This is a genomic window from Janthinobacterium sp. BHSEK (assembly GCF_056174685.1).
The window spans coordinates 128,092-145,973 of sequence record NZ_JBWBYV010000010.1; the positions used below are offsets into that span (position 1 = coordinate 128,092).

Sequence of the window (17,882 nt, forward strand, 5' to 3'; positions counted from 1 at the left end):
TGTCATTCTGGGAAAGCCTCTCTATAATGCTGGTCTTCGGGGCGGTTAGTTCAGCTGGTTAGAATACTTGGTCGACATCCAAGGGGTCGGGGATTCGAATTCCTCACCGCCCACCAGAATTTAGCAGTAAGTGGTTTTAAAGAGTTTTAAGCTGGCGCAAGCCGCAAGCGGTCATTTGAAATACAATGATCAACAAAAGTTTTACGGGCGGTTAGTTCAGCTGGTTAGAATACTTGGTCGACATCCAAGGGGTCGGGGATTCGAATTCCTCACCGCCCACCAGAATGCAGTTAGAGAGAAAGGTAAAACCGGTTATGACACCGCGAACTACTACCAAGCTTTGGGAGTGACGCTAGTCGAACGGGTTTCCTTTGTCTCAAAAAAGTGAAAAACGCGGCTAGTCCGCGTTTTTTTGCGTCTGCGTTTTCCTTTCAGTTTTTCAGTCCACACCATTCATTGCAGTTTTACCTGGCGCCAGCGCCGATATGGAGATCAATATGCTTACAATCCGACTTCCCGATGGTTCCGCCCGTCAATTCGACGGCCCGGTCACCGTGGCCCAGGTTGCGGCCAATATTGGTACCGGCCTGGCCAAGGCTGCCCTGGCGGGCAAGGTCGACGGCAAGCTGGTCGATACCTCCTATCTGATCGAGCAAGACGCGGAACTGGCGATCGTCACGGACAAGGATGCCGACGGCCTGGAAGTGATCCGCCACTCGACGGCCCACTTGCTGGCATATGCCGTCAAGGAATTGTTCCCGGACGCGCAAGTGACCATCGGCCCCGTGATCGACAACGGCTTTTATTATGACTTCGCCTACAAGCGGCCGTTCACGCCGGAAGATCTGGTTGCGATCGAAAAGAAAATGGCGGAACTGGCCAAGAAGGATGAGCAAGTCACGCGCAAGGTTGTCGCGCGCGACGAAGCCATCGACTACTTCAAGGGCATCGGCGAAGCCTACAAGGCTGAACTGATCGGCTCCATCCCGGCCGACCAGGAAGTGTCGCTGTATTCCGAAGGCAAGTTCACGGACTTGTGCCGCGGCCCCCACGTGCCATCGACGGGCAAGCTGAAAGTCTTCAAACTGATGAAGCTGGCCGGCGCCTACTGGCGCGGTGACTCGAAAAACGAGATGCTGCAGCGTATCTATGGCACGGCCTGGGCCAAGAAGGAGGACCAGGAATTGTATCTGCACAACCTGGAAGAGGCGGAAAAGCGCGATCACCGCAAGTTGGGCAAGCAGCTCGATTTCTTCCATTTCCAGGAAGAAGCGCCAGGCCTGATCTTCTGGCACCCGAAAGGCTGGTCGATCTGGCAGCAGGTCGAACAATACATGCGCAATGTGTACCAGGTCAACGGCTACCAGGAAGTCAAGGCGCCGCAAATCCTCGACCGTGGCCTGTGGGAAAAGACCGGTCACTGGGATAATTACCGTGAAAACATGTTCATCACGGAATCGGAAAACCGCGCCTATGCGCTGAAGCCGATGAATTGCCCTGGTCATATCCAGATTTTCAACAATGGCATGCGCAGCTACCGCGACTTGCCATTGCGCTACGGCGAATTCGGCCAATGCCATCGCAACGAACCGTCGGGCGCCTTGCACGGCATGATGCGCGTGCGCGGATTTACGCAGGATGACGGCCACATCTTCTGCCTGGAAGAGCAGATCGCCGGCGAAGTGATGGCCTTCCACCAGCAGGCCATGGATGTGTACACGGCGTTCGGCTTCACGAATATCGACGTGAAACTGGCCTTGCGTCCCGATAACCGCATCGGCACGGAAGAATCGTGGGATTTCGCCGAGGAATCCCTGCGTTCGGCTCTGCGCGCCTGCGGCGTGGAATGGACGGAATTGCCGGGCGAGGGCGCGTTCTATGGTCCGAAGATCGAATACCACTTGAAGGATAGTCTGGGCCGCGCATGGCAAGTGGGCACCGTGCAGATCGACCCGTCGATGCCGGGCCGCCTGGGTGCCGAATACGTGGCCGTGGACAACACGCGCCAGGTGCCGATCATGCTGCACCGCGCGATCGTGGGTTCGCTGGAACGTTTCATCGGCATCCTGATCGAACACTATGCGGGTGCCATGCCGTTGTGGCTGTCGCCGGTGCAGGTGTCGGTGTTGAATATTTCCGACGCTCAAGCTGATTATGTACAAGAAGTAACAACAAAACTGCGCAAAGCGGGGCTGCGTGTACAGGCTGATTTGCGTAACGAGAAGATTACCTATAAAATACGTGAACATTCCGTACAAAAATTGCCTTACATCTTAGTAATTGGCGACAAAGAGCGGGATGCGAATACAGTGGCCGTGCGGGCGCGGGGCAATGTCGATCTGGGCGTCATGTCCGTCGATGCCCTGATTGAGCGACTCAAACATGAAGTCGACACCAAGGCCTGACGAGGAAACTCGCTGCACGACCGTCTTACAAGATTTTTAAAGGAAATTACAATAGCTACTGACAAGTCACATCGCATCAATGGCGAAATCACTGCCCCTGAAATGCGTTTAAGCGGGGTCGATAACGAGCCACTCGGTATCGTAAGTTTGGCTGAAGCCTTCCGCCTGGCGGAAGAGGCAAACGTCGACCTGGTGGAAATTGCGCCTACCGCGCAGCCACCGGTATGCCGTTTGATGGACTACGGCAAATTTAAGTATTCGGAGCAAAAGAAAGCTCACGAAGCCAAATTGAAGCAAAAGATCATCCTCGTGAAGGAAGTCAAATTCCGTCCGGGGACTGATGATGGTGACTACAATATCAAGTTGCGTAATCTCATCAAGTTCCTTGAAGACGGCGATAAAACCAAGATCACTTTGCGTTTCCGCGGTCGTGAGATGGCGCACCAGGATATTGGCTTCCGCATGCTGGAACGTCTGAAAGCCGATCTGGAGCCGTACGGCCAGGTCGAGCAGTTCCCGAAGATGGAAGGCCGCCAAATGATCATGGTTCTTTCGCCTAAGAAGAAGAAGTAAGCTACAATAGCGTTTTACTGTGGATCGACGTGGTTTGCGCCAGCATTGGTGCGACACCAGATTCCAGGCAGAATTTGCGCGGCCCGCTCAGCAATGTGCGGGCCGCGTGAACTGTAGCGGACTCGCATCCGCTGCACAACATGTGAAAGCAGGCATCTAAGCGCAGCGTCGTGTTGCCACCTGCAATCCTGTTATAAATGGAGCTGTCCGTAAGAGGACAGATTGCTATGCCTAAAATGAAGACCAAAAGCTCCGCGAAAAAACGTTTTCGCGTGCGTCCAGGTGGAACAGTCAAGTCGGGTCACGCGTTCAAACGCCACATCCTGACCAAGAAAACCACCAAAAACAAACGTCAGTTGCGCGGTACCCGTAACATCAACGCATCGGATGTCACATCCGTCATGCGCATGATGCCGACTGCTTAATCTCACACTCAATTTAAGGAGTTACTATGCCTAGAGTAAAACGTGGGGTTACAGCTCGTGCCCGTCATAAGAAGATTCTTGTTCAAGCTAAAGGCTACCGTGGTCGCCGCAGCCGTGTATACCGTGTTGCCAAGCAAGCAGTTATGCGCGCTGGCCAATACGCTTACCGCGATCGCCGCAACAAGAAGCGCGTTTTCCGCCGCCTGTGGATCGCCCGTATCAACGCCGCTTCCCGTGAGCATGGCGTAACGTACAGCGTATTCATGAACGGCTTGAAAAAAGCAAATATCGAACTGGACCGTAAAGTCCTGGCCGATATGGCTGTGATGGACAAGCCAGCATTCGCTGCGATTGTCAACGCAGTGAAAGCAAAAATCGCTGCGTAAGCATCGGTCATTGCACAACGTTACCCCCAGGGTGACGTTATAAAGAGCGGGGCAGGGGTGTACAACCACCTTGTGCCCCGTTTCCGTTTTTGATTGTTGGGTTCTAGATTACTAAATCCAGGATTGATTTCCAAAACAGGAAAAGCCGCATGAACTCCCTAGAAGAACTCGTCGTCTCGGCCCAGGCTGACTTTATCGCCGCCGCAGACGCTGCCGCACTTGAAAACGCCAAAGCCCGCTACCTGGGCAAGACTGGCCAGATTACCGAAATGATGAAGGGCCTGGGCAAGCTGGACCCGGACGCGCGCAAGGCGCAGGGCGCCCTGATCAATACCGTCAAAGTGCAGATCGAAGACGCGCTGACGGCGCGCCGTGATGCGCTGGCCGATGCCCAGATGCAAGGCCGTCTGAACGCCGAAGCGATCGACGTGACCCTGCCGGGCCGTGGCCGCATGCCAGGCGGCATCCATCCCGTGATGCGCACGTGGGAGCGGGTCGAGGAAATCTTCCGCTCGATCGGCTTCGACGTGGCCGACGGCCCCGAAATCGAAAACGACTGGACCAACTTCACGGCGCTCAACAGCCCGGAAAACCATCCAGCCCGTTCCATGCAAGATACGTTCTACATCGATGGCAACGACACCGATGGCAAGCCCTTGCTGCTGCGCACGCACACAAGCCCGATGCAGGTGCGCTATGCGCGCACGCATACGCCGCCGATCAAGGTCATCGCGCCGGGCCGCACCTACCGCGTCGACAGCGACGCCACTCATTCGCCGATGTTCCACCAGGTCGAAGGCCTGTGGATCGCCGAAGACATCAGCTTTGCCGACCTGAAGGGCGTGTACCTGAACTTCGTCAAGGCCTTCTTCGAAACGGACGACCTGCAGGTGCGCTTCCGCCCGTCGTACTTCCCGTTCACGGAACCGTCGGCCGAGATCGACATCGCCTTCGGCTCCGGTCCTTTGAAGGGCCGCTGGCTGGAAGTGTCGGGCGCCGGCCAGGTGCATCCGACCGTGGTGAAGAACTTCGGCCTCGATCCCGAGAAATTCATCGGTTTCGCTTTCGGCTCCGGCCTGGAACGCTTGACGATGCTGCGCTATGGCATCAATGACCTGCGTCTGTTCTATGAAGGCGACTTGCGTTTCTTGAAGCAATTCAACTAAGCGTTGTTCCGTTTGATTCATGGCGCTTGAGCGCCCGTGCGCTCGCGCTGTGAGCTTTGACCCTTTGAAGGCTTGATTATGCAATTTTCCGAAAACTGGCTCCGTACCATGGTCGATCCGAAGATGACTTCGGACGAACTGGCCCATCTGCTGACCATGTCCGGTCTCGAAGTCGAGGACGTCGATCCCGTCGCCCCGCCTTTCTCGAACGTGGTGGTAGGTTTGGTCCTGGAGATGGAAAAACATCCGAACGCGGACCGCCTGAACGTGTGCCAGGTCGACGTCGGCACGGGCACCATGCTCAACATCGTCTGCGGCGCGCCCAACGTGCGCCCGGGCTTGAAAGTCGTCTGCGCGATGGCGGGCGCCGTGCTGCCCCCCGGCGCCGATGGCAAGCCGTTTGAAATCAAGGTGGGCCAGCTGCGCGGCGTCGAGTCGCAAGGCATGCTGTGCTCCGCGCGCGAATTGAAATTGTCGGAAGAAAACGCCGGCTTGATGGAATTGCCGGACGACGCGCCGATCGGCCAGAATTTCCGCGATTACTTTGCCTTGAACGACTTGAAATTCACCATCAAGTTGACGCCGAACAAGGCGGACTGCCTGTCCGTGCTGGGCGTGGCGCGCGAAGTGTCGGCACTCACGGGCGTACCGCTGAATGCGCCGCAGTTCCGCGCCGTGCCGGTTTCCAGCGACGAAGTCTTGTCCGTGAAAGTCAGCGCGCCGGACCTGTGCGGCCGTTTCACGGGCCGCGTCATCCGCGGCCTGAACGCCCGCGCCGCCACGCCGGACTGGATGAAGCAGCGCCTCGAGCGCAGCGGCCAGCGTCCGTTGTCGGCCCTGGTCGACATTTCCAACTATGTCATGCTGGAACTGGGCCGTCCCAGCCACGTGTTCGACCTGGCGAAGATCCACGGCAGCCTCGACGTGCGTTGGGGCAAGGCGGGCGAATCCGTCAAGCTGTTGAACGGCAACACCATCGCCGTCGACGAGTGGCTCGGCGTCATTGCCGATGAGCAGGAAATCGAATCGCTGGCCGGCATCATGGGCGGCGACGCCAGCTCGGTATCGGACGATACGGACAGCATCTACCTGGAAGCGGCATTCTGGTGGCCGAATGCCATCCAGGGCCGCGCCCGCCGTTTGAATTTCTCGACCGATGCGGCGCACCGTTTCGAGCGCGGCGTCGATTTTGCCACCACCGTCGAGCATATCGAGCGCATCACGGCCCTGATCGTGGAAATCTGCGGCACGCCGGCCACCACCGTCGGCCCCGTCGATGACCATGTGGTGAACCTGCCGCAGCGCCAGCCCGTGACCATGCGCACGGCGCGCGCGCAAAAAGTCATCGGCGTGCCGCTGACCGATGCGCTGATCGCCGACATCTTCACGCGCCTGGCGCTGCCGTTCACCCTGGCCGACGGCGTGTTTTCCGTGACCTCGCCCAGCTACCGTTTCGACATCGAGATCGAGGAAGACCTGATCGAGGAAGTGGCGCGCGTGTACGGCTTTGAAAACATCCCGACCCTGCCGCCCGTGGCCGCGAACGTGATGCAGATTGCACCGGAAAATACCCGCTCCTTGTTTGCGGTACGTCATGAGCTGGCCGACCTGGGCTTCCAGGAAGTGGTTAACATGAGCTTTGTCGACACGGCATGGGAGCGCGATTTCTCGGGCAATACGCATCCGATCAAATTGCAGAACCCGATCGCCAGCCAGATGAGCGTGATGCGTTCCTCGCTGATCGGCAGCCTGATCGCCAACGTGCGCTATAACCTGAACCGCAAGACGAACCGCGTGCGCATCTTCGAAGTGGGCGCCATCTACCAGCGCGACGACAGCGTGCAAAACGGCCCCTTGTCGGTGGCCGGCTACGCCCAGCCCAAGCGCGTGGCGGCCATGGCCTACGGCGCGGTGGCAGACGAGCAGTGGGGCCAGCCGTCCCGCACGGTCGACTTCTTCGACGTAAAGGCGGACCTGGAAGCGCTGTTCGCGCCGCTGGTCTTGCGTTTCACCAAGGCGGAACATCCAGCCCTGCATCCGGGCCGTTCGGCCAATGTGGAACTCGACGGCAAGGTCATCGGTTTCATCGGCGAATTGCACCCGCGCTGGATGCAAAAGTACGACCTGCCGCTGGCGCCCGTGCTGTTCGAAGTCGATGCCGCTGCCCTGACGCAACGCGTCGTGCCCGTGTACCAGGAAATCTCGAAATTCCCTGGCGCCAGCCGCGACCTGGCCGTGGTCGTCAAGCAATCGGTGGCCGTGCAGGATCTGCTCGACAGTTTCCACGCCGCCGTCAAGGCAAGCCCGGCGGCGCGTATCGTGCAAGCCATTGTTTTATTTGATGAATATCGTGGAAAAGGGCTGGAAACGGATGAAAAAAGCCTTGCTTTCCGGATTAGCTTGCAAGATACTCAAAACACCCTGCAAGACGATGTCGTCGATGGCCTGATGGCTGTCCTGATCGATGCCGCCAAGCAGGGCCACGACGCGAAACTGCGTTCGTAATTCCGGACTGGCCGTCACTTTTTGCGTGACGGCCTTTCCGTCGTCAACCGTAGACGAGCTTGCCATGTGGCGGGCTCGGGCGCACAGAAAAGGCAGGGCAGGAAAATTAATAACAGCGACGTTGATTCCGCCGTACTGCAATCCGCACTGGCCGCCGATTTGCATCGGGCCATGCTGGTTGCCAAAGTGCGCCAGGAAGCGGAAAAAGATTTACCCACCTTGACCAAGGCGGAACTGGCCGAACTGTTGTTCGAGCAAGTGGGCCTGAACAAGCGCGAAGCGAAGGATATGGTCGAGACCTTTTTCGATGAAATCCGCAATGCGCTCGAGCGCGGCGAGGCCGTCAAATTGTCCGGTTTCGGCAATTTCCAGTTGCGCGACAAGCCGCAACGGCCGGGCCGCAATCCGAAGACGGGTGAAGAGATTCCCATCACGGCGCGCCGCGTCGTGACCTTTCATGCGAGCCAGAAGCTGAAAAGCATGGTCGAAGAGACCAGTCCGCTGGCACGTGCTGCCTGAGTGAGTGGCGATGAACGAGCGCATCAGTAAAACCGAGTTGATCGCCCCCTTGCCGCCCATTCCGGCGAAACGCTATTTCACGATCGGCGAGGTGAGCGAGTTGTGCGGCGTCAAACCGCACGTGCTGCGCTACTGGGAGCAGGAGTTTTCCCAGCTCAAGCCGGTCAAACGACGTGGCAACCGCCGTTATTATCAGCACCATGAGGTGCTGTTGATACGCCGCATCCGCGAATTGCTGTATGAGCAGGGTTTTACCATCAGCGGCGCGCGCAACAAGCTCGATAGCCGTGGCGCATCGCATGCCATTCTTGATGAGCTGCCTGTGCTGCCGGCCATGCCCGTCGTGCCGCAGGAAGCGCCGCTGGACCGCGCGTGGATACGCAATGAATTAATGGCGATTTTAAACTTGCTAAAATAAGATTTGTACCAATATAGGTGGGGTTGTCCGGTACCGCTTGACTATACTGCATGGGCGCTCCGGCTCCGCCTTGGCGCTGCCGCTACCGTACGGTGCGCCATATTTTGAATATAATGTTAATGTTGCGTTTTTGTTAGTGACGCTAGGCCGGAGCAGCGTTCAGGTTCCGGTAGTCTTTCCCAGGCCAGGAAAATTTAAGGGGAAACAATGATACGCGTTGCCATTTGTGATGATCACCAAATAGTACGAGCTGGATTCAAACAGATTTTTTCGTCGTCAGACGATTTCAGTGTGGTGGCGGAAGCCGGTACGGGGCGCGAAGCGCTCGATATCGCCCGCCGCGAAATTTGCGATGTATTGCTGCTCGATATAGCCATGCCCGACCAGAGCGGCATCGATACCTTGCGCACGATCCGCCAGGGCCAGCCGGAATTGCCCGTGCTGATCCTCAGCGGCTATCCCGCGCAGCAATACGCGCTGAACCTGTTCAAGATGGGCGCGAATGGCTATCTGAACAAGGAATGCGAAGCCGATGAGCTGATGACGGCCGTGCGCACCGTATTCCAGGGGCGCCGCTATGTCAGCTCCACCGTGGGCGAGTTGCTGGCGCAGTCGTTCGACCGCGACACGAATGCGGCCTTGCATACGGAATTGTCGGACCGCGAGTTCCAGGTCTTCCTGCGCCTGGCGCGCGGCGCCACCGTGTCCGATATCGGCGTGGCCTTGTCGCTGAGCATCAAGACGGTGAGCACCTACCGTACGCGCATCATGGAAAAAATGGGCTTGCAATCGAACAGCGACTTGACCTATTACGCAATGAAAAACAATTTGCTTGACTAGCGCTGCGGTGCGATCATGGCAGCATGATCGCTCAGCCAGCTAGCCGGGCACGACTTGATGTTGTGCAGTGCAGCAGTTTGTGGCGAGGACTATAATTGGCCGGCGCCGGCGCTCTCTCCCGCGCCGAACCTTGCTAAGGATGCACATCAGGATGTATTTCACCGCTGAACCGGCCCCGAATCACCGCCTGCCCCTGTACAAGACGATCCTGTGCGTGACTTGCGCCTTGCTGCTTGTACTCAATGGTTTCAGTCTCTATCATAACCTGCAGTCGCTGAAGGGCACGAACGCCTTGCTCAGCCAGAGCGCCCGCGTGGCGGACCGCCTGCAGTATTTGAACGTGCTCGTGCTCGATGCGGAAAGCAGCTTGCGCGGCTATTTCATTTCCGGCTCGGAAACCTATCTGGGGCCGTCGAAGACCGCCACCACCGAAATCGAAAACGAATTCAACGAGCTGCAGACCTTGCTCGCAGGCAGTCCCACCCAACTGAAGAACCTGGGCCAATTAAAGAGCTTGATCCGTCGCAAGATGTCGATGCTGCAACAGTCGATCGACGTCTACAAGCAGGGCGGGCTGGCCGAGATCGTCAACATTTCCCGCGTGACCGACGACCGCGCCACCATGGACGAGATCCGCCTGCAGGTGGTGATCATGACGCGCGAGCAGAATGAGGCGCTGTCGTCCGGCAGCGCCGCCTTTTATCATGAGTACCAGAAAGCCGTGCTGCTCGGCATCGGCATCAATGCCCTGGCCATCCTCGTGCTGATCATGTTTTACCAGCTGGTGCGGCGCAGCTTCCAGAACCGCGCGGCCGTCGAGTATGCATTGCAAAATGCCAACGACACCCTGGAATCGACGGTCAGCAAGCGCACGGAGCAGTTATCCGTGCTGTCGCGCCATTTGATCAGTGTCAATGAAGTGGAAAAGGCGCGCCTGGCGCGCGAGCTGCACGATGAGCTGGGCGCCAACCTGACCTCGATCAGCATGGACCTGGGGGCCGTCACGCAGCAACTGGCGCATACACAGCCTGACCTGGCCGCGCAATTGCGCCGCGCTAAGGCGACCTTGCTGGAAACGGTGGAACTGAAGCGCCGCATCGTCGAAGATCTGCGCCCCAGCCTGCTGGACAACCTGGGCCTGTGCGCCGCCATCGAAAGCTATTGCGAGGATTTTGCGCGCATGAGCTCGGTTCGCTGCGAAACGGATGTGGCCATCAATATCGACAACCGCGAAGCGACCCTGACGATCGCCCTGTTCCGCATCGTGCAGGAATCGCTGACGAATATCCTCAAATATGCGCGCGCCGGCATGGTCAGCGTGACATTGAAGCGCAACGAGCACGGCCTGGTGCTGCGCGTGATCGACGACGGCATCGGCATCACGGAAGATGCGCTGCAAAAACCCATGTCGCACGGCTTGCTGGGCATGCGCGAACGTGCCTTGTTGCTGGGCGGCACCCTCACCGTGCGCCAGGGGCCGGAAGGCAAGGGGACGTGCGTGGAAGCCGTGATTCCCTTGCCGCTGACGCCGGAGCCGGAAGAGATCGACGAAGACGCCAGCGTGTGAGTGTTTCTGAATGCAAAAAAATGGCCGGGCATGCAGCCCGGCCATTTTTTTATCCAGCCTGTCAGATCAGCAGCGTGATACGTCGCGCAGCAAACGGTCGTATTCCGTCTTGGCGACCTTGTAGCACTCGCCCGCATAGCATTCCAGGCCGGCGCGGTCCAGCACCGTGATATTGCCGCGGCGATAGTGGATCAAGCCTTCTTCCTGCAGCTTGCCGGCGGCGGCCGTGATGCTTTCGCGGCGCACGCCCAGCATGATGGAGATCAGCTCCTGCGTCACCTTCAATTCGTTCGATGGCGAACGGTCCAGGCGGTCCAGCAGCCAGCGGCACAGCTTTTGCTCGATCGAGCTGTGGCGGCCGCCGACGGCGTTCTGCGCCATCTGCGCAAACAGGGCGTTGGTGTAGCGCATCAGCAGCTGGGGCAGGGCGCCGCCTTGATTGAAGGCATCGCGCAAGCTTTGCGTTTTCAGGCGGTAGCCGTAACCGGCGCTTTGCACGACGGCCGTGCACATGGCGCGTTCGCCTGCCAGCAGCGAGGCACCAGCCACGCCTTCATGGCCGACCACGGCGATTTCCGTCGTGGCGCCGTCTTCCATCACGTACAGCAAGGAAATGATGGCGGTGGTGGGGAAGTAGCTGTATTCCAGGTTGTTACCGTAGGCATACAGTTCCTTGCCGAAAGGCAGTTCCACCAGTTCCAGGTCTTCGAACAGCGATTCGAGCGCGGCGCGCGGCAGGGCGGCCAGCAATTCATTCTGTTGTGCACTGCTGAGGCTAACCCGCGACGCAAGCTTGATTTCCCGTCCGGCCGCCGGCATGGCGCGCGGCAGCAGCTGGTTCTTCTGGACCGGGGCGATAAGTTGAGTATGGCTCATAGTATTCCTCACAGGCTTTTTACATCGGAGTGCGACTGCCGCGTTGCCGGTCAAAAAAAGCTGCCGTACTCATGTGGTAACGGTGTTTCTTTCGACCGCGCGGTGCAGATCGCGATGTAGCTACTTTAAAAGCTTATGTAAGTGGCGAACATAAGATTAGCAGTCGCCACTTTGTAGTCTCTTTTGAGGCGAAATTGTAGTCCTTGTCCTACGCGCACACTTTTGACTAGCTAGCCTTGCGCCGTTCTGCGCGATTTTGTGATATGACGCGCGGCTTGTTGGCGCTCCACAGGCCGGCCGGACGCACGCTGGGCAAGCCGTCGCGCACGGTCGCGGCGGGTGCCTGGCGCGGGCCTGGCACCTCGTGTTCCCCCAGTCGGAAGCGGCTCACGGCCTGCGTCAGCGCCTCGCCTTCCTGGTGCAGGCGCTGCGAACCGGCGCGCGCCTCGTCGACCAGACCCGCGTTCTGGCGCGTCATGTCGTCGATCTGCGCCAGCGCCTGGTTGATGCGGGCGATCTCGCCATTCTGCTCGGCACCGGCGCTGCTGATGCGTCCGATCACCACGGCAACTTGCTGCACGGCATCGACGACTTGCCGCATGGTGCTGCCGGCGGCATTGACCAGGTCGCCACCCGCATCGACGGTGGCGACGGAATCGCCGATCAGGCGCTTGATTTCCAGCGCCGCCTCGTTCGAGCGCTGCGCCAGGCTGCGCACCTCGGCGGCCACGACGGCAAAGCCGCGCCCTTGCTCGCCCGCGCGCGCCGCTTCCACGGCCGCGTTCAGGGCCAGGATATTCGTCTGGAAGGCGATGCCGTTGATGACGCCGATGATGTCGACGATCTTGTGCGAACTGGCCTTGATCGAGGCCATGGTCTCGACCACGGCGCCCACGGTCTGGCCGCCGCGCAGGGCCACGTCGGCCGCCGTCGCCACCAGCGTGCGTCCCTGTCCTACGTGGGCTTCGTTGCGGCCCACGGTGGCCGTCAGTTCGCGCATCGAGTCCACGGTGGCCCCCAGCGCGTCCGCTTGCGTGGCCGTGTGGCCGGACAGGGCCGCGTTGCCCTGGGCGATATCGGCGCCGGCCGCCGCGATGACGGCCGCGCCGCCGCGGATTTCCTGCACCAGCGTGGCCAGGCCGTGCGTCATGGCGCCGAAGTCGCGCACCAGGTCGCCGATTTCGTCGTGCGCCTGCGAGGTGATGCGCTGCGACAGGTCGCCCGCCGCCGCCGCGCCGACGGCCACGCGCAACTGCGTCACGTCGCGCGCGAAGGCGGCATAAAAGCCCGCGCACAGGTAGGCGGCGGCCAGCAGCACCAGCAGCATGGCGGCCAGGATCAGGCCGCGGCGCGCCTCGTCGCGGGCGATGCGCTGCGCCAGCAGGCTGTCCAGGGCCGTGGCGGAGGCACCGGACAGCGCGTGCAGGGCGTCGATCGCCTGCATGCCGGCCGCCTGGAATTGCGCGCCCGACGTCTGGTCGTAGGAATTCGTCACTTCATTCTTCGTGCGTTCGAGGAAGGCGAGCGCGGCCGGCACGGCTTTCAGGGCCGGCTGCAGGCTGGCGCGCAATGCCGGCTTGGCGGCGAGGATTTCGTCGTAGCGGGCCGGCAGGCGTTCCAGTTCGTGGCGCGCGATCAGGGCGTTGGCGTTGACGAGCTGGTCTTCGTTCGCTTCGAACAGGCCCGTGTCGATGTAGGCGGCACCGCGCCCGCCGATGTCGGACAGGCTCTCGGCCAGGTCGGGCAGGGTGGCGGTGAAGACGGCGCTCAGGTGGTTGGCGCCCGCGTCCGGGTCCAGGCTCAGGTGCGAGCGGTCGGCTACCAGCTGGCCCAGCTTGGCCGCCTGGCGCAGCAGCGCCGTGTGCGCCGCGTAGCTGTCGCGCGCCGCGAGGCCCGCCTGGCGGCCCAGCAAGGCTTGCCACTGCTTCGTCAATTCGGCCGCCTGGGGCAGGCCCGCGCCCGCCGGCAGGCGCGCCAGGGCCGCCAGCGCGGCCGTGATGCGCGCATTGACGGCCGTGTTGTCCATGCCCGCCTTGCCGCTCAGGCGCAAGTGCTCGAGGCCGCGCCGCTGCTGCAGCAGGCGCGTGCCTTCCTGCAGCTGGCGCACATAGGCCACGCCCCGCTGCGCATCCTGCGCCTGGGCCAGCGACTTGCCCAGTTCCGAGATCAGCAGGGTGGTCGCCAGCGCCAGCGGCAGCAGGAAGACCAGGCAGACAAGCATGAATTTGGGCAGCAGGCGCAAGCGCTGCATGAGTCGGATGGCGGGGGTGAGGAGCATTTTCATCGGGTTTCCAGGGTAGGGTGACAACATTTCTGCAGTGCAATGTTGCCTGCGGATTGTGACCCCTTGATGAACTGCGCCCCGGTCAGCCGATTTTGCCGTTCGCCAGAGTGAAGCAGTTCACACGGAAGGCCGATCCTTCTGTAAAATCGAGGGTTTTTTGCGAGGGCCATATTATGGTCACCAATATGGCCAACGAGAACGACATCAACACCCCCGATTCCACCGACAGCGCGGACAACGCCGCAGCGTCGGTCAGCAGCAAGGCGCCGGCCGTGATCGCGCGCGAAGTGCAGCGCCGCCGCACCTTCGGCATCATTTCCCACCCGGATGCGGGTAAGACCACCTTGACGGAAAAACTGCTGCTGTTCTCGGGCGCGATCCAGATGGCCGGCACCGTCAAGGCCCGTAAATCGGGCCGCCACGCGACGTCGGACTGGATGGAGATCGAGAAGCAGCGCGGCATTTCCGTCGCCTCCTCGGTGATGCAGTTCGAATTCCGCGACCACGTCGTCAACCTGCTCGACACCCCGGGCCACCAGGACTTCTCGGAAGATACCTACCGCGTGCTGACGGCCGTCGATTCGGCGCTGATGGTGATCGATGCGGCCAAGGGCGTGGAAGCGCAGACGATCAAGCTGCTGGCCGTCTGCCGCATGCGCAATACGCCCATCGTCACGTTCATGAACAAGATGGACCGCGAGACGCGCGATCCGCTGGACCTGCTCGACGAACTCGAATCGGTGCTGAAGATCCAGTGCGCGCCCGTCACCTGGCCTATCGGCATGGGCAAGAACTTCCGCGGCGTGTACCACCTGCTGAACGACGAGATCATGCTGTTCAAGGCCGGTGAAGAGAAGGCCGACGGCGCCTTCGAAATCATCAAGGGCATCGACAATCCGCGCCTGCAGGAGATGTTCCCGCTTGAGATGGATCAATTGCGCATGGAAGTCGAATTGGTGCACGGCGCGTCGAACCCGTTCAACCTGGAAGAATTCCTCTCCGGCGTGCAGACGCCCGTGTTCTTCGGTTCGGCCATCAACAACTTCGGCGTGCGCGAGATCCTGTCCGCGCTGGTCGACTGGGCGCCGGCGCCGCGCGAGCGCGACGCGACCGTGCGGTCGGTGGCGCCGTCCGAGCAGCCATTTACGGGGTTCGTCTTCAAGATCCAGGCGAACATGGACCCGGCGCACCGCGACCGCATCGCCTTTTTGCGCGTGTGCTCGGGGCGTTTCGAGCGCGGCATGAAGGTCAAGCACTTGCGCCTGGGGCGCGAGATCAAGGTGTCGAACGTGGTGACCTTCATGGCATCGTCGCGCGAACAGGTGGAAGAAGCGTACGCGGGCGACATCATCGGCTTGCCGAACCATGGCAACATGCAGATCGGCGACAGTTTTTCCGAAGGCGAGATGCTGACCTTTACGGGCATTCCATACTTCGCGCCCGACTTCTTCCGCTCCGTGCGCATCCGTAATCCCTTGAAAATCAAGCAGTTGCACAAGGGTTTGCAGCAGCTGGGCGAAGAGGGTGCGGTACAGGTCTTCAAGCCCGTGCAGGGCGGCGAACTGGTACTGGGCGCCGTCGGCGTGCTGCAGTTCGAAGTGGTGGCCAGCCGTTTGCTCAACGAATATGGCGTCGACGCCGTGTTCGAAGGCACCAGCATCAGCAGCGCGCGCTGGGTCAGCTGCGACGACAAGCGCGTCCTGCAGGATTTCGAGAACGCGCTGGGCCACAACGTGGCCTACGATGCGGCCGGCAACATGGCCTATTTGGCCACGTCGGGCGTCAACCTGCGCCTGACGGAAGAGCGCTGGCCGAAGCTGACGTTCCACGCGACGCGCGAGCATTCGGCGAAATTGGCCTGATGTGGGTGGTGTCGGGTTACGCGCTTCGCGCTAACCCGACCTACGCCGACCTACCTGTTCATGGCGTAGGTCGGATTAGGCCAACGGCCGTAATCCGACACCATCGTTGGCAGCAACTCAAGCCGGCAAAATCGTGCGCGTGCTCCAGTCGCGCCGCTCCAGCAGCAATGCCGTCAACTGCGCCGCCGTCATCGGGCGCGCGAAGAAGTAGCCCTGCACGTTGTCGCAGCCCGCCGTTCTCAAAAACTCCACCTGCTGCAAGGTCTCCACCCCTTCGGCCACCACCTTCAGGTGCAGGCTGTGCGCCATGGCGATGATGGCCGTGACGATGGCTTCGCCCTCGCCCGGCAGGTCGTGCACGAAGCTGCGGTCAATCTTCAATTGGTCGATCGGCAGGCGCTTCAGGTAGGACATCGACGAATAGCCGGTGCCGAAATCGTCGACGGACAAATGGATGCCCGTTTCCTGCAGGCGCCGCATCAGTTCCACGTTGGCGTGGATATTGTCCATCAAGACCCCTTCCGTGATTTCCAGCTCCAGCAAGCCATGCGGCAGCTGCGTTTCGTGCAGGATGGCGCGGATATCGTCCATCAGGCCCGGGTCGCGCGCCTGGCAGGCCGACAGGTTGACGGCCACGTGCTCGAGCGAATCGAGCAGCCCCGCCTTGCACCAGAGGGCCGCCTGGCGGCAGGCGCTTTGCAGCACCCAGCGTCCCAGGTCGACGATGATGCCGCTTTCCTCGGCCACGGGGATGAATTCGGCGGGGCTCAGCTGGCCCATTTCGCGGCAGTTCCAGCGTACCAGCGCTTCCACGCCGACGATGCGCCCGCTGCGCAAGTCGATCTGCGGCTGGTAGTGCAGATACAGTTCTTCATTTTGCAGCGCGCGGCGCAGGTTCGCTTCCATGCGCAGGCGGCGCTGGGCGCGCAATTCCATTTCGGCCTTGAACACGGCGTAGCGGTTCTTACCCTGGTGCTTGGCGTGGTACATGGCCGTATCGGCATTGCGCGTCAGGGTGGCCACGTCCTGCGCGTCGAACGGGTACAGGCTCACGCCGATGCTGGCGCTGACATACAGCTGGTGGCCTTCGAGGTCGAATGGCGGGGCCAGCACGGCGAGGATCTTGCGCGCCACGCTGGCCATTTCCGAGGCGTCGTCGGCCGGTTCGACGATGACGACGAATTCGTCGCCGCCGATGCGGCAGATGATGTCGGTGCCGCGCAGGATGCCCACCAGGCGCCCGGCGACGAGCTTGAGCAGCTGGTCGCCGCAATGGTGGCCCAGCGTATCGTTGACGATCTTGAAATTGTCCAGGTCCAGCAGCAGCAGGCCCACGCTGCTGTCCTGGCGGTCGGCGCGCGCCAGCGCGTAGGCCAGGGCGTCGTTGAATTCATGGCGGTTCGGCAGCTGCGTGACGGAGTCGACGTGGGCCAGGTAGTGCAGATGGTTTTCCGCATGCTGGGCGGCGGTGCGCGTGCGGCGCACCATCAGGAACGTCAGGCCGAATGCGCACAGGCAGACGAGCAGGGTAAAGGCGGCAAATTGCGCCAGGCTGGCGTACAGCGGCGCCAGGCTGGCGCGCAGGTACAGCGCGCCGCCGCCGGGCAAGGCCTTCAGGATGGCGGCGCTGCCGTCCAGGTAATCGATGTGCAGGCCGTTGCGCGGCGCCGTGGGCACGGCATCGGCGCCGCTGCGCGCGTAGCGGGCAAACGGCGTGCCATAGGGGGTGTAGAGCAGTGCTTGCCGGATATGCGGGGCGGCGGCGAGGGGAGCGAGGAGTTGTTGCGCGGCAAGACGATTGTCCTGGCGCATGGCCTGGGTGGCGGCGGGCGCCAGCATGTCGGCCTGGATGTGCAGGCTGCGCTGGAAAGATGCCTGGAGGGAAAACAACTGGAAAAGGATCAGCAGCAGGCTGGCCATGGCCAGCATGGCTGCCGCGGCCAGCAAGTTCAGCCGGGCTATCCGGTCGCCGCGCAGCTGCGCGGAAGGCAGCATCAGGGGCGCCATCATGACGCATTCTCCTGCCGGCCCCGCTTGCCGCCGCCCCGTGTGATCC

The 17,882-nt window shown here is 60.9% G+C and carries 14 protein-coding genes and 2 tRNA genes; 13 read left to right on the forward strand and 3 right to left on the reverse strand.

The features are described from left to right. Positions 1 to 39 precede the first annotated feature (39 nt). From AC0V2Y_RS04400 to AC0V2Y_RS04455, 12 genes are all read left to right on the forward strand, one after another. Positions 40 to 116: transfer RNA gene (locus AC0V2Y_RS04400), tRNA-Val, on the forward strand. Between the two features lie 89 nt (positions 117 to 205). After that, positions 206 to 282: transfer RNA gene (locus tag AC0V2Y_RS04405), tRNA-Val, on the forward strand. 215 nt (positions 283 to 497) lie between these two features. Next, positions 498 to 2,405, forward strand: a complete 1,908-nt coding sequence (thrS, locus tag AC0V2Y_RS04410; protein WP_475413961.1) for a threonine--tRNA ligase — start codon at positions 498 to 500, stop codon at positions 2,403 to 2,405. A 12-nt stretch (positions 2,406 to 2,417) separates the two neighbouring features. Next, positions 2,418 to 2,978 carry a translation initiation factor IF-3 gene (gene infC / locus AC0V2Y_RS04415; protein ID WP_205711303.1) on the forward strand — a complete coding sequence of 187 codons (561 nt, stop codon included), beginning with the start codon at positions 2,418 to 2,420 and terminating at the stop codon, positions 2,976 to 2,978. 227 nt (positions 2,979 to 3,205) lie between these two features. Continuing rightward, positions 3,206 to 3,403 (forward strand): 50S ribosomal protein L35, encoded by a 198-nt coding sequence (rpmI, locus tag AC0V2Y_RS04420; RefSeq protein WP_038493025.1) that lies wholly within the window; start codon positions 3,206 to 3,208, stop codon positions 3,401 to 3,403. Positions 3,404 to 3,429: 26 nt separating this feature from the next. Further along, positions 3,430 to 3,789, forward strand: a complete 360-nt coding sequence (rplT, locus tag AC0V2Y_RS04425) for a 50S ribosomal protein L20 (protein ID WP_010399214.1) — start codon at positions 3,430 to 3,432, stop codon at positions 3,787 to 3,789. A gap of 149 nt (positions 3,790 to 3,938) precedes the next feature. Continuing rightward, a complete protein-coding gene (pheS, locus tag AC0V2Y_RS04430; protein ID WP_475413960.1) occupies positions 3,939 to 4,955 on the forward strand; it encodes a phenylalanine--tRNA ligase subunit alpha in 1,017 nt (338 codons plus the stop codon). A 78-nt stretch (positions 4,956 to 5,033) separates the two neighbouring features. After that, positions 5,034 to 7,460 (forward strand): phenylalanine--tRNA ligase subunit beta, encoded by a 2,427-nt coding sequence (pheT, locus tag AC0V2Y_RS04435; RefSeq protein ID WP_475413959.1) that lies wholly within the window; start codon positions 5,034 to 5,036, stop codon positions 7,458 to 7,460. Positions 7,461 to 7,631: 171 nt separating this feature from the next. After that, a complete protein-coding gene (locus AC0V2Y_RS04440; RefSeq protein ID WP_010399205.1) occupies positions 7,632 to 7,979 on the forward strand; it encodes an integration host factor subunit alpha in 348 nt (115 codons plus the stop codon). A 10-nt stretch (positions 7,980 to 7,989) separates the two neighbouring features. Next, on the forward strand, positions 7,990 to 8,397 hold the full coding sequence (locus AC0V2Y_RS04445) for a MerR family transcriptional regulator (protein ID WP_475413958.1): 408 nt from the start codon (positions 7,990 to 7,992) through the stop codon (positions 8,395 to 8,397). A gap of 207 nt (positions 8,398 to 8,604) precedes the next feature. Continuing rightward, positions 8,605 to 9,237 carry a response regulator gene (locus AC0V2Y_RS04450; protein ID WP_010399201.1) on the forward strand — a complete coding sequence of 211 codons (633 nt, stop codon included), beginning with the start codon at positions 8,605 to 8,607 and terminating at the stop codon, positions 9,235 to 9,237. Positions 9,238 to 9,388: 151 nt separating this feature from the next. After that, positions 9,389 to 10,804: a sensor histidine kinase gene (locus AC0V2Y_RS04455; RefSeq protein ID WP_475413957.1), complete on the forward strand. Its 1,416-nt coding sequence runs from the start codon at positions 9,389 to 9,391 to the stop codon at positions 10,802 to 10,804. A gap of 66 nt (positions 10,805 to 10,870) precedes the next feature. Here AC0V2Y_RS04455 and AC0V2Y_RS04460 read toward each other — a convergent pair whose 3' ends face one another. Further along, on the reverse strand, positions 10,871 to 11,680 hold the full coding sequence (locus AC0V2Y_RS04460; RefSeq protein WP_034783188.1) for a Crp/Fnr family transcriptional regulator: 810 nt from the start codon (positions 11,678 to 11,680) through the stop codon (positions 10,871 to 10,873). 226 nt (positions 11,681 to 11,906) lie between these two features. Beyond that, a complete protein-coding gene (locus AC0V2Y_RS04465; protein WP_475413956.1) occupies positions 11,907 to 13,964 on the reverse strand; it encodes a methyl-accepting chemotaxis protein in 2,058 nt (685 codons plus the stop codon). 173 nt (positions 13,965 to 14,137) lie between these two features. Between AC0V2Y_RS04465 and AC0V2Y_RS04470 the strand changes: the two genes are divergently transcribed. Further along, complete coding sequence (locus AC0V2Y_RS04470; RefSeq protein WP_475413955.1) at positions 14,138 to 15,826, forward strand: peptide chain release factor 3; 1,689 nt, start codon at positions 14,138 to 14,140, stop codon at positions 15,824 to 15,826. Positions 15,827 to 15,943: 117 nt separating this feature from the next. Here the strand turns inward: AC0V2Y_RS04470 and AC0V2Y_RS04475 are convergent, their stop codons facing one another. Next, on the reverse strand, positions 15,944 to 17,836 hold the full coding sequence (locus AC0V2Y_RS04475; protein WP_475413954.1) for a putative bifunctional diguanylate cyclase/phosphodiesterase: 1,893 nt from the start codon (positions 17,834 to 17,836) through the stop codon (positions 15,944 to 15,946). Positions 17,837 to 17,882: the final 46 nt, after the last annotated feature.

Excerpts from the sequence above, each read along its gene's own strand:
- thrS (WP_475413961.1), top strand. The coding sequence starts at position 498 with ATGCTTACAATCCGACTTCCCGATGGTTCCGCCCGTCAATTCGACGGC.
- rpmI (WP_038493025.1), top strand. The coding sequence starts at position 3,206 with ATGCCTAAAATGAAGACCAAAAGCTCCGCGAAAAAACGTTTTCGCGTG.
- rplT (WP_010399214.1), top strand. The coding sequence starts at position 3,430 with ATGCCTAGAGTAAAACGTGGGGTTACAGCTCGTGCCCGTCATAAGAAG.
- pheS (WP_475413960.1), top strand. The coding sequence starts at position 3,939 with ATGAACTCCCTAGAAGAACTCGTCGTCTCGGCCCAGGCTGACTTTATC.
- pheT (WP_475413959.1), top strand. The coding sequence starts at position 5,034 with ATGCAATTTTCCGAAAACTGGCTCCGTACCATGGTCGATCCGAAGATG.
- AC0V2Y_RS04440 (WP_010399205.1), top strand. The coding sequence starts at position 7,632 with ATGCTGGTTGCCAAAGTGCGCCAGGAAGCGGAAAAAGATTTACCCACC.
- AC0V2Y_RS04445 (WP_475413958.1), top strand. The coding sequence starts at position 7,990 with ATGAACGAGCGCATCAGTAAAACCGAGTTGATCGCCCCCTTGCCGCCC.
- AC0V2Y_RS04450 (WP_010399201.1), top strand. The coding sequence starts at position 8,605 with ATGATACGCGTTGCCATTTGTGATGATCACCAAATAGTACGAGCTGGA.
- AC0V2Y_RS04455 (WP_475413957.1), top strand. The coding sequence starts at position 9,389 with ATGTATTTCACCGCTGAACCGGCCCCGAATCACCGCCTGCCCCTGTAC.
- AC0V2Y_RS04460 (WP_034783188.1), bottom strand. The coding sequence starts at position 11,680 with ATGAGCCATACTCAACTTATCGCCCCGGTCCAGAAGAACCAGCTGCTG.
- AC0V2Y_RS04465 (WP_475413956.1), bottom strand. The coding sequence starts at position 13,964 with ATGAAAATGCTCCTCACCCCCGCCATCCGACTCATGCAGCGCTTGCGC.
- AC0V2Y_RS04470 (WP_475413955.1), top strand. The coding sequence starts at position 14,138 with ATGGTCACCAATATGGCCAACGAGAACGACATCAACACCCCCGATTCC.
- AC0V2Y_RS04475 (WP_475413954.1), bottom strand. The coding sequence starts at position 17,836 with ATGATGGCGCCCCTGATGCTGCCTTCCGCGCAGCTGCGCGGCGACCGG.